Source organism: Bradyrhizobium sp. AS23.2 (genome assembly GCF_001908185.1).
Lineage (GTDB): Bacteria > Pseudomonadota > Alphaproteobacteria > Rhizobiales > Xanthobacteraceae > Bradyrhizobium.
Window position 1 is genome coordinate 32,424 of sequence record NZ_LGHM01000041.1, and the last position, 13,378, is coordinate 45,801.

Sequence of the window (13,378 nt, forward strand, 5' to 3'; positions counted from 1 at the left end):
CGTCATTGCGAGCGAAGCGAAGCAATCCAGACTCTTTCCGCGGAGAGACGCTGGATTGCTTCGTCGCTTCGCTCCTCGCAATGACGGCGTGGATAGAGCTTACACCCGCGGCATGCTCGCGGGTTGCACCTCGCGGGCCTGCGCTGCGAGCGTGATTCCGGCATTGGCCACGCCAAACCCCTGATAGTTCCGCCGCTCGACGATCTCGAAGAAGAAGCGCTCGTCGAAGATGTGGGTGTAGACCTGGAAGAACTCGCCGTCGCCTTCGCGGTCGTAGAGGATGTGATTGGCGCGAAGCTGCGCCATCAGCTCGGGCTGGCGCCGAACGACAACAGGTCGTTCTCGAAGATCTCGGCCGCGTCGAAGCCGGCTGACGCGATGGCGCGGGGCTTTTCGTCGAGCGCGCCGGAAAGGGAGACCGTTGCGATCGAACGCTTGTTCACGCTGCGTTGTCCTCCATGGCGCCGCCGAGGAAGAGTTGCCCGATCCGTGGATCGTTCAGGATGCGCTTCGCGCCGTCGACCATGCGGGTCTGGCCGAGTTCGAGCACGATGCCGAAATCGGAGATCTCCAGCGCCGAGCGCGCGTTCTGCTCGATCATGAGGATGGTGACGCCGCGGTCGCGCAAGCGTTTGAGGATGTCGAATGTCTGCTGCACCATCAGCGGCGACAGGCCGATCGAGGGTTCGTCGATCAGGACGAGCTTCGGTTCGAGCAGCAGCGAGCGGGCGATTTCGAGCTGCTTCTGCTCGCCGCCAGAGAGCGTCGATGCCTGCTGAGCCGACTTGCGGCGGAGCGCGGGAAACAGGTCGAGCGCTGCCTCGATCCGCCTCTGCAGGTCGATGCCGTTGCCGGCGGCGACGCCGCCGAGCTCGATGTTGTGGCGCACCGACAGCTCGGGAAAGATGTTGCGGCCCTGCGGCACGTAGCAGATGCCGGCATTGAGCAGCGCGCGCTGGCTCAAGTTCGTGACGTCACGGTTCGCAAAGCTGATCTTGCCTTCGCGCAGCTTGAGCAGGCCGAAGATTGCCTTGAAGACGGTGGACTTGCCGGCACCGTTCGGGCCGATGATGGTGGTGATGGTCGCCGGCGATACCGAAAATGTCGTGCCGTTCAAGATCGTCATCTTGCCGTAACCGCCGACGAGATTGTGAACCGAGAGGATCGGGTCGCTCATGGCTCGCTCCCTCCAGCATGATCCGGAAAAGTGTGAAGCGGTTTTCCCTCGCAACAAACGCGGAACGCGTTTGCGCGGAGATCATGCGCAAACAATAAAACCAAAGCGCGATGACGATTCATCTCAATCTCCATCGCGCTTTAGTGTCCGAGATAGGCTTCGATCACGGCGGGGTTCTTGCGCACCTCGTCCGGCCGTCCCATCGCCAGCACCTTGCCTTCCGCCATCACCATCACACGCGAGCACAGCGACATCACGAATTCCATGTTGTGCTCGATCACGACGAAGGTGGCGTTCTTCTCGCGGTTGATCGCAACCAGCCGCTCCTTCAGGTCCGACAGCATCGACGGGTTGACGCCGCCGGCGGGCTCGTCCAGCAGCACCAGGCGCGGGCCGCCCATGAAGGCCATGGCGGCGTCGAGCAACTTCTGCTGGCCGTAGGAGAGACCGCCGGCCGGCTCGGCGGCGAGATGATCCAGCTTGAAGAAGCCGATCATCTGATTGGCGGCCTCCGTCAGCCCGGCATCGGAGCGGCCGACGAAGCGCGAGGCCATGCTGCCCTGATGCTCCTGGCCTGCGAGAATCAGGTTCTCGCGCACCGAGAGTTTTGGAAACACCTGCAGGAGCTGGAACGTGCGGCTAACCCCGAGCTTGTTGAGCTCGGCGGGACGCAGGCCGGTGACGACCCTGCCGTCGAGCTTGACCTCGCCACCGCTCGGGGTGAGCTGGCCGAGGATGCAGTTGAACAGGGTGGACTTGCCGCAGCCGTTCGGGCCGATCAGGCCGAGGATCTCGCCCTCGCGCACGTCGAAGGAAACGCCGTCAACGGCGCTGATGCCGCCAAAGTTCTTCTTGATGTTGGTGACTTCGAGCACCGCACTCATTGCACCGTCTCCATGCGCGATTTCGCGACGGCGCGCAGAGCGGAGGCCGCCTTGGTACGTCGCGCGGCCATGGTGCGATCGAGAATTCCCAGAATGCCGGTAGGCGACCAGATCAGGAGCAGCATCACCGCGATCGCATAGAGCATCAGATAATAGCCCTCGGTGAAGCGCAGCCATTCGGGCAGCAGCACCGCGATCATCGCCCCTATGAAGGGGCCGAAATAGAAACCCGCGCCGCCGACGATCACCATCATCAGGAGGTCGAGCGAGAGCGACAGGTTGAACGGCACGGGATCGATATATTGCGTCAGTGGCGCATAGAGCGCCCCGGCGACGCCGCCGAGCGCCGAGCCGATCGCGAAGGCCATCAGCGTGTAGCGCCGGGTGTCGATGCCGAGCGATTGTGCGCGCAAGGGGTTTTCGCGCAGCGCCATGAAGGCGCGGCCCCAGGGCGAGCGGATCAGCCACCAGACCGTCAGGGAGACGATCGCGAGCGAGCCGAGGCAGACATAGTAGAACGGCAGAGGCTTGTTGGTCGCCAGCCCAAAGACGTGCGGGCGCGGAATATTGGAGATGCCGTAGATGCCGCCGGTGAGCCAGCTCTCGTTGCGGAACACGAGGAAGGCGAGGGTGGAGAAGGCGAGTGTGACGAAGGCGAGATAGTGATGCTGCACGCGCAGCGCGGGGTAGCCGAGCACCCAGCCGACCATGAAGCTCAGGACGATCGCGACCACGATCGCGGCCGGCAGCGGCCAGCCGTGGGTGGTCGTGATAGCGGCGGCATAAGCGCCGATGCCAACGAAGGCTCCTTGCGCCAGCGACACCTGGCCGGCATAGCCGAGCGTGAGGTTCAGTCCCATCGCGGCGATGGTCATGACCGCCCACTGGCTCAGGATGAACAGGCCGTAGCGGTTGAAGTTCATGGGAACGATGATCAGCGCCGCGATGACGGCAAGGCCGAGCGCGATCTTCAGGGGTTTGCCAAAGCCGCTCATACCGTGCGCTCCTCGGCGCGGCCGAGCAGTCCTTGCGGCCGGAACAGGATTACAACGATCAGGAAGATCAGCGGCACCGCCGCGCGATATTGGGTGGAGACGTAGCTCGCGGCGAGATTGTCGAGCACGCCGATCAAGAGGCCGCCCGCGATCGCGCCGCGGACCTGGTTGAAGCCGCCGACGATCGCGGCGATGAAGGCGGCTTGGCCAAGCACCTCGCCGGAGGAGAATTTTGCCAGATAGATCGGCGTGATCAGCAGCGAGGCGAGCGCAACCAGGAAGGCGTTGATCAGGAAGGTCAGGAGAATCATGCGCTCGACCGGCACGCCGATGATGCGCGCCACCGTCGGGTTCTGCGCTGCCGCCTGCATCTGGTGGCCGAGCGAAGTGCGGTTCAGCAGCGTGGTCAGGCCGACCACGGCGAGGATGGCGACGACAAGCACGCCGATGCTTTGCAGCGAGACGGCATGTCCGAGGATGGAGATGTCACCGGTCGGCACGATCGAGGGGAAGGGCGAGGCCTCGGCGCTGAAGAACTGCTTCACAGCCTCCTTGATGCCGATCGCGAGCGCCATGGTGGCGATCGCCAGCGGCAGCACGCCATGGCGCATCATCGGATCGACCAGGAGGAGCTTGAAGGCGAGCCCGAGCAGGATCATCGACAACAGGATGCCGAGGATGATCGCGAGCCAGAACGGCGCGCCGACATGCATCGCCGCCAGCATCAGGAACGCGGGCAGCATCACGAACTCGCCTTGCGCGAAATTGATGGTCTGCGAGGTCTGCCACAGCAGCGTGAAGCCGACCGCGACCAGCGCGTAGATCGCGCCGGTGGCAAGTCCCGCGACCAGAAGATCGAACATATTGGACATGGGTTCTCTTTGATCGTTAGAGCCCGGGTGAACTCGACGCGAATTCAGGCCTATCGCTCCCTCTCCCCGTCCTTACGGGGAGAGGGTGGGGTGAGGGGCTCGCTCCGCGAGCTCATCTCTCACCGTCTTTGCGGAAGCAGCCCCTCACCCCAACCCTCTCCCCGCGAAGAGCGGGGCGAGGGAGAAGGGCAGAATCTCACTTCACCTTTGGCAGCACCTGCTTCACGACCTGCTTGCCTTCGACCACCTCGACCAGGAAGCTCTGGCGATCGATGTCGCCGTTCTGATCGAAGGTGACGTCCATCAGGATGCCCGGCTCGTCCGCGGCCTTGATGGTGAGGCCGTGCAGCGCGTCGGCGAACGCCTTGGAATCGACCTTGCCCATCTTCTCGGTGGTGGCCTTCACCATGTAGACGGCGAGATAGCCCTTCAGGCCGTTGTGATCAGGCACATAGTTGTACTTCTTGGAGAAGCGTTCACGGAACCCCTTGACCAGGTCGACCGGGGCGTCCGTGGTGAGCCCGACATGGCCGCGCGCGCCATTGGCGGCGTCGCCCGCGAGCTCGATCACCTTCTGGCCGATCAGCGTGGTCTCACCCATCAGCGGCGCGGCGACGCCCTGGCGCTTCAGCTCCTTCAGGATGCGGGCGCTCTCTTCCTCGTTGAGATAGACGAACACTGCGTCGGGATTGGCAGCCTTGATCTTGCCGACGTCGGCGGCGAAGTCGGCCTGGCCGGCTTCGGTCGAGAGATCGGCGACGACCTTGGAGCCGAGGCGGTCGAGCTCCTTGACGACGACATCGCGGCCGCCGCGGCCGAAATCATTGTTGACCCAGACCACTGCGACCGATTTCGCCTTCATGTCGTCGTGGATGTATTTGGCGACCTTCGGCATCGAGGATTGCTGGCCGAAGGACGTGCGGAATAGGAATTTGTTTCCGGCTTGCGTCAGCTCGGCGGCTTCGCCGCCCATGATCTGCGTGATGCCGGCCTCTGCCGCGAGCGGCGCGGTCACCTTGACCGAACCGGAATAGCCGGGTCCGAGCAGTACATAGGGCTCGGCGTCGAGCGCCTTCTGCACCTGCGCGCGCGCCACGCCGGGGTTCGACTGCGAGTCGGCGTGGGTCACTTCGAGCTTGCGGCCGAGCACGCCGCCCTTGGCGTTGATCTCCTCGATCGCGAGGTCGATGCCGTTCTTCCAGTTCGTCCCGACGGTGGCGCCGCCGCCGGAAAGCTCGGCGACGTCGGCGAGCTTGATCGCTTGTGCGTGCGCGCTGGTTGCAGTCGCGAAGGCAAGCACGGCGCCCGCCAGCAGGGTCGATTTCATGGACTCTCCTCCCATTTCCGTTGATGTTGTCCGCGGCCTTGTGTCCGGCCGCTTCGGTTACGCTGCGTGATAGGTCGAACTTCGCGCCGCCATCACCTCGTCGAAAGCCTCTCCCATGACTTCGGTCGATGGGGCAAGGCCCGTGAACAGCTCGAAGGCGTCCGCGGCCTGATAGATCGCCAGCTCCCGTCCGGTCATGATCCGCGCGCCGCGTTCCTGCGCTGCAGCGAGCAGCGGCGTGATCAGCGGCGAATAAACGGCATCCGCGACCCACAATTTGTCATGCAGCAGCGTGGCCGTAACCGGCATGCCCCGGTTCGGCAGCATGCCGACCGGCGTGCCGTTAACGAGTCCGGTTGCGCCCTGGAGCGCATCCTCGACGCTTGCGGCGACCCTCACGCCGCCCCGCGGGGCAAGCAGGGAGACGAGCGTCTCGGCACGCGCCGGCTCACTATCAAAAATGCGGATGTCGGAAACCTCAAGGCTCGCCAGCGCAAACGCGATTGCCTTGCCGACGCCGCCGGCGCCGATCACGGCCACGGCGTTCCCGGTCGGCGTCAGCAGCGGTGCCACCGCGCGCACAAAGCCGGTCGTATCGGTGTTGTGGCCGGTCAGGCGGCCGTCCCTGACGACGACGGTGTTGACCGCGCCCATCGCAGCCGCACCCGGCGCAAGCTCGTCGAGCAGCGGGACCACCGCTTCCTTGTAGGGGTAGGTGACGTTGACGCCGGCAAAGCCGAGCCGCCGCACGCCCTCGAGCATCAGGCTGAGCCCGGTCGCATCGGCGCCGGCGACCTCGATGAGCTGGTAGTGGCCGCGCAGGCCGAGGGCATCGGCGGCGCGCTCATGCATGGCGGGGGAAGCGGAATGCGCGATCGGCGCGCCGATCAGGCCTGTGAGGAGCTTCCTGCTGGCGGTGTATCCGCGCTTCGACATGATTCACTATCGTCTTGTTCGGAGCGTTCGGTCCTGGCCATTAGCGGGGAAAACCGCGCAATTCCAAGTGCGACGATAGCCTTTCCGCTGCCTAACACAATTACCCTTTGGTCCGGCAAACCTAACATCATGTTATTTCTTCCGCCCGCGTCCCGCAGGCACCTTGCCGTTGCCGCGGGACGGCTCGACTGCACGCATCTCGGCGTGCAGGGATTCGATGAAATGCTCGACGTGAAGCGACAGCGGCGCGCCGCGCTTCACCGCGATATAGGTGTCGAACCGCGTCGGCTCGGTGATCTTCAAGAGCTCGATCCCAGGGTAGCCGCCATGCGCCACCGTGAACTGGTCGATGATGGCGATCCCGAGGCCCGCCTTCACCAGCGCGCAGACCGTGGTGCCGAAGCGCGCGCGGATGGTGATGTTGTAGTCGAGCCGGTTGCGCGCGAAGATCTCGGCGATGATCCGTCCATAGGGGTCGTTCGGGTCGATGCCGATCAGCGGATAGCGGGTGATCTCGGCGGCAGAGACCTGCTTGCGCCCGGCAAGCTCGTGGCCGGGCGGCACGATGCAATAGAGCTCGCCGGAGGCGAGCGGCATGAAGTCGAGGCCGGAATGCTCGAGCCGGTAGCTCATCGCGACGCACTCGCCGCGGCCGAGCATGAGATAGTCGATGGCTTCCTCGAGCTTGAGGATGTTGATGTCGATGCCGAGATCGGGATAGCGGCGCCGGACGCGCTCGATCGCACGCGGCACCATCACCTGCGCGATGCTCGGCACCGAGCCGATGCGCAATTCCGATAGTCCGCCGCGGCCGATCTTGGAGATGATCTCGGAGAGATCGTCGACCTTCTTGTAGACGCCGTTGATCTGCTCAAAGATGTTCTCGGCTTCCGGCGTCGGAAAGTAGCGGCCGTTCTGGCGATGGAAGAAGCGGATGCCGCGGAATTCGAGTTTCGTTGCCGCCATGCGGCCCGTTGCCAGGGTTCCGCGAGCGCGCTGATCTCTGTCTCCCGAAAATTGATCGTCGTCGTATCCGGTTTCCGGATCGCTGCGTTCACTTCTGTACATACGACCGCGCCGCCGTGGCTCATGATGCCGCGGCGGATGCCCTGCCGGATGGGGAGGACGAGATGAGCGAGTTCGAAGGTCGCGTGCAAACCGTGTTGGATGCCGCACTCGATGCGGCCTTCAAAGATATCAGACATGGCGGCGATCATGAGAGCAGGAAGCTCATTGCCGCACGGCTGTTGGACGCGGCCCGCTCGGGCGTCACCGCTCTGGATGAACTGACGTCCGTTGGGCGGCGCACCCTGATCGATCTCAGAAGCAGATCGCTGGGCTAGACGGCGCCAACAGCGAGGCGGTTGAGGATCACGATCAGATCAATTCAACTATGCCGCCACATGCGAATGGTGAAACGGCATGCAGAAGCGGCTCGTGTCGCTGACGCGCAATTGCTGCAACAACGTGGCTCAGCTCGCCGGTCCCTCCGGCGAGGCGGTGTCGGCTGGCTTCGTGCGCTCGCTTTCCAGCACGTCGCGCGCGAATTCGATGATTTTCTGCTTGTTTGCCGTTTCGCGCACGGCGAAAAAAAACGCGGTTGAGCTCCAGGCCGAGCACACTATTGAGGGCGATGTTCTCGTCTTCCATCGTGGCTCTCCGCTTTGGGCGCCGTCAGGTGCATCTTGATCCAATTTCCTCCACAAGTAGATTAAATCTTCGGCGCACGGGGAATACCGGGAAACTACGGGAACGGCGAATTGAGGCAGTCCCCAAAGCCATGCTATACCTGACGACAAGGGTCAGGAAACGCACCGATGTCCGCCGTAGATTATGGCCGGGAGGCGCTCGACTTCATCGAAGGTCTGGGGACCTATCGCAAGGTTCCAGATGCCATGGATGCGCTCGAAGCAGCCTTTGGTCGCTTCGGCTTCGAAACCATCATCGTAACGGGATTGCCGAATCCCGACCAGCAGTTTGCACAGATGGTCCTCGCCAAGCGCTGGCCGGCGGGATGGTTCAGCCTCTACACCGAAAACAACTACGATCGCTTCGATCCGGTGGTGCGGCTGTGCCGGCAATCCGTCAATCCGTTCGAGTGGTCGGAAGCGCCCTATGATGCCGAACTCGAGCCGAGTGCGGCCGAGGTGATGAACCGCGCCACCGATTTTCGCATGTCGCGCGGCTTCACCGTCCCGATCCACGGGCTTACCGGTTACGAGGCCGCGGTGTCGCTCGGCGGTGTCCATCTCGACCTCAATCCTCGCAGCAAGCCGGCGCTGCATTTGATGGCGATGTATGGCTTCGACCACATTCGCCGTCTGCTCGACCCGGCGCCCGATCAGTCGACACGCCTCACGCCGCGCGAGCGCGAGGTGATCGCCTGGGCCTCGCAAGGCAAGTCGGCCTGGGAAATCGGCGAGATCCTGCACATCACGCAGCGTACCGCCGAGGAGCATCTTGCAACCGCGGCGCGCAAGCTCGGCGCCGTCAACCGTACGCATGCTGTTGCGCTGGCGATTCGCCACAAGATCATCAGTCCCTGAGCGACACACTGGGAAATTTCCCAATATCGAACGTTCCTCTTTTCGCGGAGGCTTCCCCCATTAAGGTCGAATGGGGTGGAGTCCATGATTCACGCAATTTCTGCGGTAAATCGCCACCTGTACCAAGACGTGCTCGAGCAGCATTTCCGGCTGCGTCACGACATCTTTGTCGAGGAACGGCGCTGGGAGGCGCTGCGCAAGCCGGATTGCCGCGAGATCGACTCCTATGACAACGAAGACGCTGTCTATCTGCTCGCGCTGGAGGGGCGCCGCGTCATTGGCGGTCACAGGCTCTACCCGACGACCAAACCCTCGATGATGAGCGAGGTCTTCCCGCATCTGGCTGCGGTTCGCGGTTGCCCCGCGGATCCGCTGGTCTGGGAATGGTCGCGCTATTTCGTCGTACGCGATCGCCGCGCCGGCGCTCTCAATCTGCAATTGATGGCGGCGGTCCAGGAGTTCTGCCTCGGCCAAGGCATCGCGCAGGTCAGCGCGATCATGGAAACATGGTGGTTGCCGCGCTTCCATGAAGCCGGCTTCGTCGTGACACCGCTTGGTCTGCCGGCGCTGGTGGAGAACGCCTGCACCATGGCGGCGACCATCGACATTCGACAGGAGACGCTCGCTGCCCTGCACAATCGCATTGGCATGACTTCGGTCGTGCGCCAGGACGGCCCACGTTTGGACGCCGTCGCCCGTGCCAACCTCTGCGGCTTCGCCGCGCAACGAAAGATCGCCTGAAATGTCGAACATGATGCGAGACAGCCAGACAATGGCGCAGACCAAGGACGAAAATCTCGGCTACATGTCCGACATGGCGCTCGAGCTGGCGCAGATGGCGGAAGACTCCGGATTGGCGACGCTCGCCTACCTGTTCCGGATGGCCGCGCTGGAGGCCTCGACCGCAAGCAGCGGGCTCGCCGAACCGGATGATCCTCCCCGGCGGATGACATCGCACTAGGCGCGCCCTCCTTTTCTCTCTCATCCCGACGACGTTCGCGCCCTCTTCTCGGCTCACCGGGAGGAGGGTACTCGTTTGGGTGCGGCAGGTTGCCCCATTCGCGCGGCGGCCTTCTTGCTAGGCGGATTTCGACCGCATGGACCTGGATGCAACAAAGTGCATGTTTGGCACCAAATCGCTCTTGCCTCGGAACGATACTGCCATTACCCATTTTTCTGCCTTGAAGAGGCGGGGGGGAGCTCTTTCACTGATGGCGACCGTGTTCGAACATCGGCGCGACGCTGCGTGCGCCTGAAAGAGTTTTGATGCTGCTCGTCGTCGAACAGTTCTTGAACGGATTGCAGTTCGGCCTGCTCCTGTTCCTGCTCGCCGCTGGCCTGACGCTGGTGTTCGGGATCATGGATCTCGTCAACCTCGCGCATGGCTCGCTCTACATGATGGGCGCCTATTTTGCGGCGACCTTCGCGGCCTGGACCGGCAGCTTCCTGCTCGGCGCGCTGCTGGCGCTCGGCGCGACGCTCGTGCTCGGCATCGTGCTCGAGATGAGTGCGCTGCGGCATCTCTATGGGCGAGACCATCTCGACCACGTGCTCGCGACCTTCGGCCTGATCCTGTTCTTCAATGAAGCCGTGCGGCTGATCTGGGGCCCTGCAGGTCTTGCGCTGCCGCTGCCGGCCTGGCTCACGGTGCCGGTGCCGATCCTGCCCGGCATTCACTATCCCGCCTATCGCCTCGCCATCATCGTCGTCGCGCTGCTGGTGGCGCTCCTGCTTTATCTCGGCGTGATGCGCACCCGCGTCGGCATGCTGATCCGGGCCGGCGCCTCCAACCGCGAGATGATCGGTGCGCTCGGCATCAACATCAAGCTGCTCTACACGCTGGTGTTCGGTCTTGGCGCTGCGCTCGCGGGTCTCGCCGGGCTGATGCAGGCGCCGATCCTCACCGTGCAGATCGGCATGGGCGAGAACATCCTGATCCTCGCTTTCGTCATCATCGTGATCGGCGGCATCGGTTCGATCCGCGGCGCGTTCCTCGCCGCGATCTTCGTCGGCATGATCGATACGCTCGGCCGCGCCTTCCTGCCCAACCTGTTGCGGCAGGTGCTGAGCTCGACTGCCGCCTCCACCGCCGCGCCCGCGCTGTCCTCGATGCTGATCTATCTCCTGATGGCGATCGTGCTGGTGGTGCGGCCGGAGGGGCTGTTTCCGGCCAGCCGTCGATGAAGGGTTTGGGCGCGAGCAAGGCCGTCACGGCCCTGATGCTGGCGGGCCTCGTGCTGCTGCCGCTCTATTCCCAGCTCTCCGGCAACATCTTCATCCTGACGCTGTTCACCCGCATCGTCATCCTGGCGCTGGCGGCCGCAAGCCTCAACCTCATCATGGGCTATGGCGGCATGATGAGCTTCGGCCACGCCGCCTATCTCGGCATCGGCGGCTATGCGGTCGGTATTCTCGCGCAGGAAGGCGTCGGCTCCGGCTTCATCCAGTTTCCGGTCGCGCTGGCCGCTTCGGCGGCTTACGCGCTCGTGATCGGCGCGCTCAGTTTGCGCACCCGCGGCGTCTATTTCATCATGATCACGCTCGCCTTCGCACAGATGGCCTATTACGTTGCCTCAGGCCTTGCGCGTTACGGCGGCGATGACGGCCTCACGGTGTACAAGCGCAGCGACTTCTCCGGGCTGATCAACCTGTCGAACCGCACGCAGTTCTATTATCTCTGCCTCGTCTGCCTCCTCGGCGTGATCTTCGTGATCTGGCGCATCGCCAACTCGCGCTTCGGTCTCGTCGTGCAGGGGCTGCGCTCCAACGAACAGCGGATGCAGGCGATTGGTTTCCCCGCCAAGCGCTACCAGCTCGCTTGCTTCGTCATCTCAGGCACCATGTGCGGCCTCGCCGGCGCGCTGCTCGCCAACAACACCGATTTCGTCAGTCCCGCCGTGATGTACTGGACCCGTTCCGGCGACCTCATGGTGATGGTGATCCTCGGCGGCATGGGAACGCTGTTCGGCCCGGTGATGGGCGCAGTCGTCTATCTGCTGCTGGAAGAGTTCCTGTCGCAGATCACCGAATACTGGGCGCTGATCATGGGCCCGCTCCTGCTGCTGATCGTGCTGTTCGGCCGCGGCGGCATCATGGGCCTGCTCGGGAGGGTTGGCCGTGGCTGAACCCCTGCTCCGCGTCGAAAAGCTGGTGCGCCGCTTCGGCGGCATCACCGCGACGGACAACGTGTCGCTGGACGTTGCGAGCGGCGAGCTGCACGCCATCATCGGGCCGAACGGCGCCGGCAAGACCACGCTGATCAGCCAGCTCACCGGGCATCTCGAGCCCCATTCCGGCAGCGTCTCGCTCGGCGGCCGAGACATCACTTACCTGCCGGCCTATCGCCGCTGCGCGCTGGGCCTCGCCCGCTCGTTCCAGATCACCTCACTGCTGCTCGATTTCACCGCCGCCGACAACGTGGCTCTGGCGGCGCAGGCCCATGCCGGCACGTCGTTCCGCTTCTTCGCCAACGCGCGCAAGGAGAGGGGCCTGCGCGATGCCGCGCATGCCGCGCTCGACCGCGTCGGCCTGTTGCACCGCGCCGACGTCGTGGTGAGCAAGCTCAGCCATGGCGAACGGCGTGAGCTGGAGCTCGCGGTCGCGCTCGCGAGCAAGCCGAAGCTGTTGCTGCTCGACGAGCCGATGGCGGGCCTCGGCGTCACCGAGTCACAGCGCATGGTGAAGCTGCTCCAGGAGCTGCGGAAAGAAGTCTCGATCGTTCTGGTCGAGCACGATATGCCCGCGGTGTTCGCGCTAGCCGACCGCATCTCGGTGCTGGTCTATGGCCGCGTCATCGCCTCGGGCGAGCCGGCCGCGATCCGGGCGAACGAGGAGGTCAAGCGCGCCTATCTCGGCGAGCAGCATGTGGTGCGCCATGTCTGACAAGGTGATGGCTGACACGCTGCTCGACGTCGACGGCATCGAGACCTGCTATGGCCTCTCCCAGGTGCTGTTCGGCCTGTCTCTGTCGATCAAGGCGGGCGAGATGGTCTCGCTGATGGGCCGCAACGGCATGGGCAAGACCACCACCATCCGCTCCATCATGGGCCTGACGCCGGCGCGTGCCGGTGCGATCCGCTTTGCGGGCGTCGAGGTCAGGCAGCTTCCGTCCTACCGGATCGCGAAGCTCGGCGTTGGCCTCGTGCCCGAAGGCCGCCAGATCTTCCCGAACCTCACCGTGCGCGAAAACCTGGTCGCGGCCGCGGCCGACCGCTTCGGCAGCAGCAATCCCTGGACGCTTGCCGCCATCTACGTCATGTTTCCGCGCCTCGCCGAGCGCGCGTCCAACATGGGCAACCAGCTTTCCGGCGGCGAGCAGCAGATGCTGGCGATCGGCCGTGCGCTGATGACCAACCCAAAGCTCCTGATCCTGGATGAGGCGACCGAGGGGCTGGCGCCGCTGATCCGCGAAGAGATCTGGCACTGCCTGTCGCTGCTGAAGAGCCGGGGGCAGTCGATCCTGGTCGTCGACAAGAACGTCGACCACCTCGCCCGCATCTGCGACCGCCACTATATCATCGAGCGCGGCAAGACGGTGTGGAGCGGCACGTCGGACGAGCTCATGGCAGAGCCGGACCTGCAGCACAAATATCTCGGGATTTGAGGTCCCGCTCCATCAGCTTCGTCATTGCGAGCGCAGCG

17 protein-coding genes and 1 pseudogene are annotated in these 13,378 nt (G+C 64.0%); 9 read left to right on the forward strand and 9 right to left on the reverse strand.

Translation table 11 applies throughout. The features are described from left to right. Nucleotides 1–99: 99 nt before the first annotated feature. The 9 genes and pseudogenes from AC630_RS09095 to AC630_RS09130 all read right to left on the reverse strand — a co-directional run. Nucleotides 100–315, reverse strand: a pseudogene (locus tag AC630_RS09095) (3-keto-5-aminohexanoate cleavage protein); the annotation flags it as partial. Continuing rightward, a complete protein-coding gene (locus AC630_RS45320; RefSeq protein ID WP_167561162.1) occupies nucleotides 306–443 on the reverse strand; it encodes a hypothetical protein in 138 nt (45 codons plus the stop codon). The gene AC630_RS45320 and the pseudogene AC630_RS09095, both read right to left, overlap by 10 nt. Then, nucleotides 440–1,177: an ABC transporter ATP-binding protein gene (locus AC630_RS09100; RefSeq protein WP_074118131.1), complete on the reverse strand. Its 738-nt coding sequence runs from the start codon at nucleotides 1,175–1,177 to the stop codon at nucleotides 440–442. The genes AC630_RS45320 and AC630_RS09100 overlap by 4 nt, the downstream gene beginning before the upstream one ends. 140 nt (nucleotides 1,178–1,317) lie before the next feature. Beyond that, nucleotides 1,318–2,061, reverse strand: a complete 744-nt coding sequence (locus tag AC630_RS09105) for an ABC transporter ATP-binding protein (RefSeq protein WP_074118132.1) — start codon at nucleotides 2,059–2,061, stop codon at nucleotides 1,318–1,320. After that, the gene (locus tag AC630_RS09110) at nucleotides 2,058–3,056 is read right to left on the reverse strand and encodes a branched-chain amino acid ABC transporter permease (protein WP_074118133.1); all 999 of its coding nucleotides are present in this window, start codon (nucleotides 3,054–3,056) and stop codon (nucleotides 2,058–2,060) included. Before AC630_RS09110 ends, AC630_RS09105 begins: the two co-directional genes overlap by 4 nt. Continuing rightward, complete coding sequence (locus AC630_RS09115; protein WP_074118134.1) at nucleotides 3,053–3,928, reverse strand: branched-chain amino acid ABC transporter permease; 876 nt, start codon at nucleotides 3,926–3,928, stop codon at nucleotides 3,053–3,055. The genes AC630_RS09110 and AC630_RS09115 overlap by 4 nt, the downstream gene beginning before the upstream one ends. Before the next feature lie 196 nt (nucleotides 3,929–4,124). Further along, nucleotides 4,125–5,255, reverse strand: a complete 1,131-nt coding sequence (locus AC630_RS09120) for an ABC transporter substrate-binding protein (protein WP_074118135.1) — start codon at nucleotides 5,253–5,255, stop codon at nucleotides 4,125–4,127. A gap of 57 nt (nucleotides 5,256–5,312) precedes the next feature. Beyond that, nucleotides 5,313–6,191, reverse strand: coding sequence for a shikimate dehydrogenase (locus AC630_RS09125; RefSeq protein ID WP_074118136.1), 879 nt, complete (start codon nucleotides 6,189–6,191; stop codon nucleotides 5,313–5,315). A 132-nt stretch (nucleotides 6,192–6,323) separates the two neighbouring features. Continuing rightward, nucleotides 6,324–7,157: a LysR substrate-binding domain-containing protein gene (locus AC630_RS09130; protein WP_245330316.1), complete on the reverse strand. Its 834-nt coding sequence runs from the start codon at nucleotides 7,155–7,157 to the stop codon at nucleotides 6,324–6,326. Nucleotides 7,158–7,321: 164 nt separating this feature from the next. Here AC630_RS09130 and AC630_RS09135 point away from each other — a divergent pair, with 164 nt between their 5' ends. The 9 genes from AC630_RS09135 (at nucleotide 7,322) to AC630_RS09170 (ending at nucleotide 13,340) form a co-directional block, all read left to right on the forward strand. After that, the gene (locus tag AC630_RS09135; RefSeq protein WP_074118160.1) at nucleotides 7,322–7,534 is read left to right on the forward strand and encodes a hypothetical protein; all 213 of its coding nucleotides are present in this window, start codon (nucleotides 7,322–7,324) and stop codon (nucleotides 7,532–7,534) included. Between the two features lie 79 nt (nucleotides 7,535–7,613). Continuing rightward, a complete protein-coding gene (locus tag AC630_RS45325; protein WP_167561160.1) occupies nucleotides 7,614–7,880 on the forward strand; it encodes a hypothetical protein in 267 nt (88 codons plus the stop codon). A gap of 128 nt (nucleotides 7,881–8,008) precedes the next feature. Then, nucleotides 8,009–8,737, forward strand: coding sequence for a helix-turn-helix transcriptional regulator (locus AC630_RS09140; protein ID WP_074118137.1), 729 nt, complete (start codon nucleotides 8,009–8,011; stop codon nucleotides 8,735–8,737). 84 nt (nucleotides 8,738–8,821) lie between these two features. Then, a complete protein-coding gene (locus AC630_RS09145) occupies nucleotides 8,822–9,478 on the forward strand; it encodes an acyl-homoserine-lactone synthase (RefSeq protein ID WP_074118138.1) in 657 nt (218 codons plus the stop codon). A 1-nt stretch (nucleotide 9,479) separates the two neighbouring features. Continuing rightward, the gene (locus AC630_RS09150; protein WP_074118139.1) at nucleotides 9,480–9,698 is read left to right on the forward strand and encodes a hypothetical protein; all 219 of its coding nucleotides are present in this window, start codon (nucleotides 9,480–9,482) and stop codon (nucleotides 9,696–9,698) included. Between the two features lie 305 nt (nucleotides 9,699–10,003). Continuing rightward, the gene (locus AC630_RS09155; RefSeq protein ID WP_074118140.1) at nucleotides 10,004–10,921 is read left to right on the forward strand and encodes a branched-chain amino acid ABC transporter permease; all 918 of its coding nucleotides are present in this window, start codon (nucleotides 10,004–10,006) and stop codon (nucleotides 10,919–10,921) included. Further along, complete coding sequence (locus AC630_RS09160) at nucleotides 10,918–11,862, forward strand: branched-chain amino acid ABC transporter permease (RefSeq protein WP_074118141.1); 945 nt, start codon at nucleotides 10,918–10,920, stop codon at nucleotides 11,860–11,862. The genes AC630_RS09155 and AC630_RS09160 overlap by 4 nt, the downstream gene beginning before the upstream one ends. Further along, on the forward strand, nucleotides 11,855–12,619 hold the full coding sequence (locus tag AC630_RS09165; protein WP_074118162.1) for an ABC transporter ATP-binding protein: 765 nt from the start codon (nucleotides 11,855–11,857) through the stop codon (nucleotides 12,617–12,619). Before AC630_RS09160 ends, AC630_RS09165 begins: the two co-directional genes overlap by 8 nt. Continuing rightward, nucleotides 12,612–13,340 (forward strand): ABC transporter ATP-binding protein, encoded by a 729-nt coding sequence (locus tag AC630_RS09170; protein WP_074118161.1) that lies wholly within the window; start codon nucleotides 12,612–12,614, stop codon nucleotides 13,338–13,340. Before AC630_RS09165 ends, AC630_RS09170 begins: the two co-directional genes overlap by 8 nt. The last annotated feature ends 38 nt before the right edge of the window (nucleotides 13,341–13,378 follow it).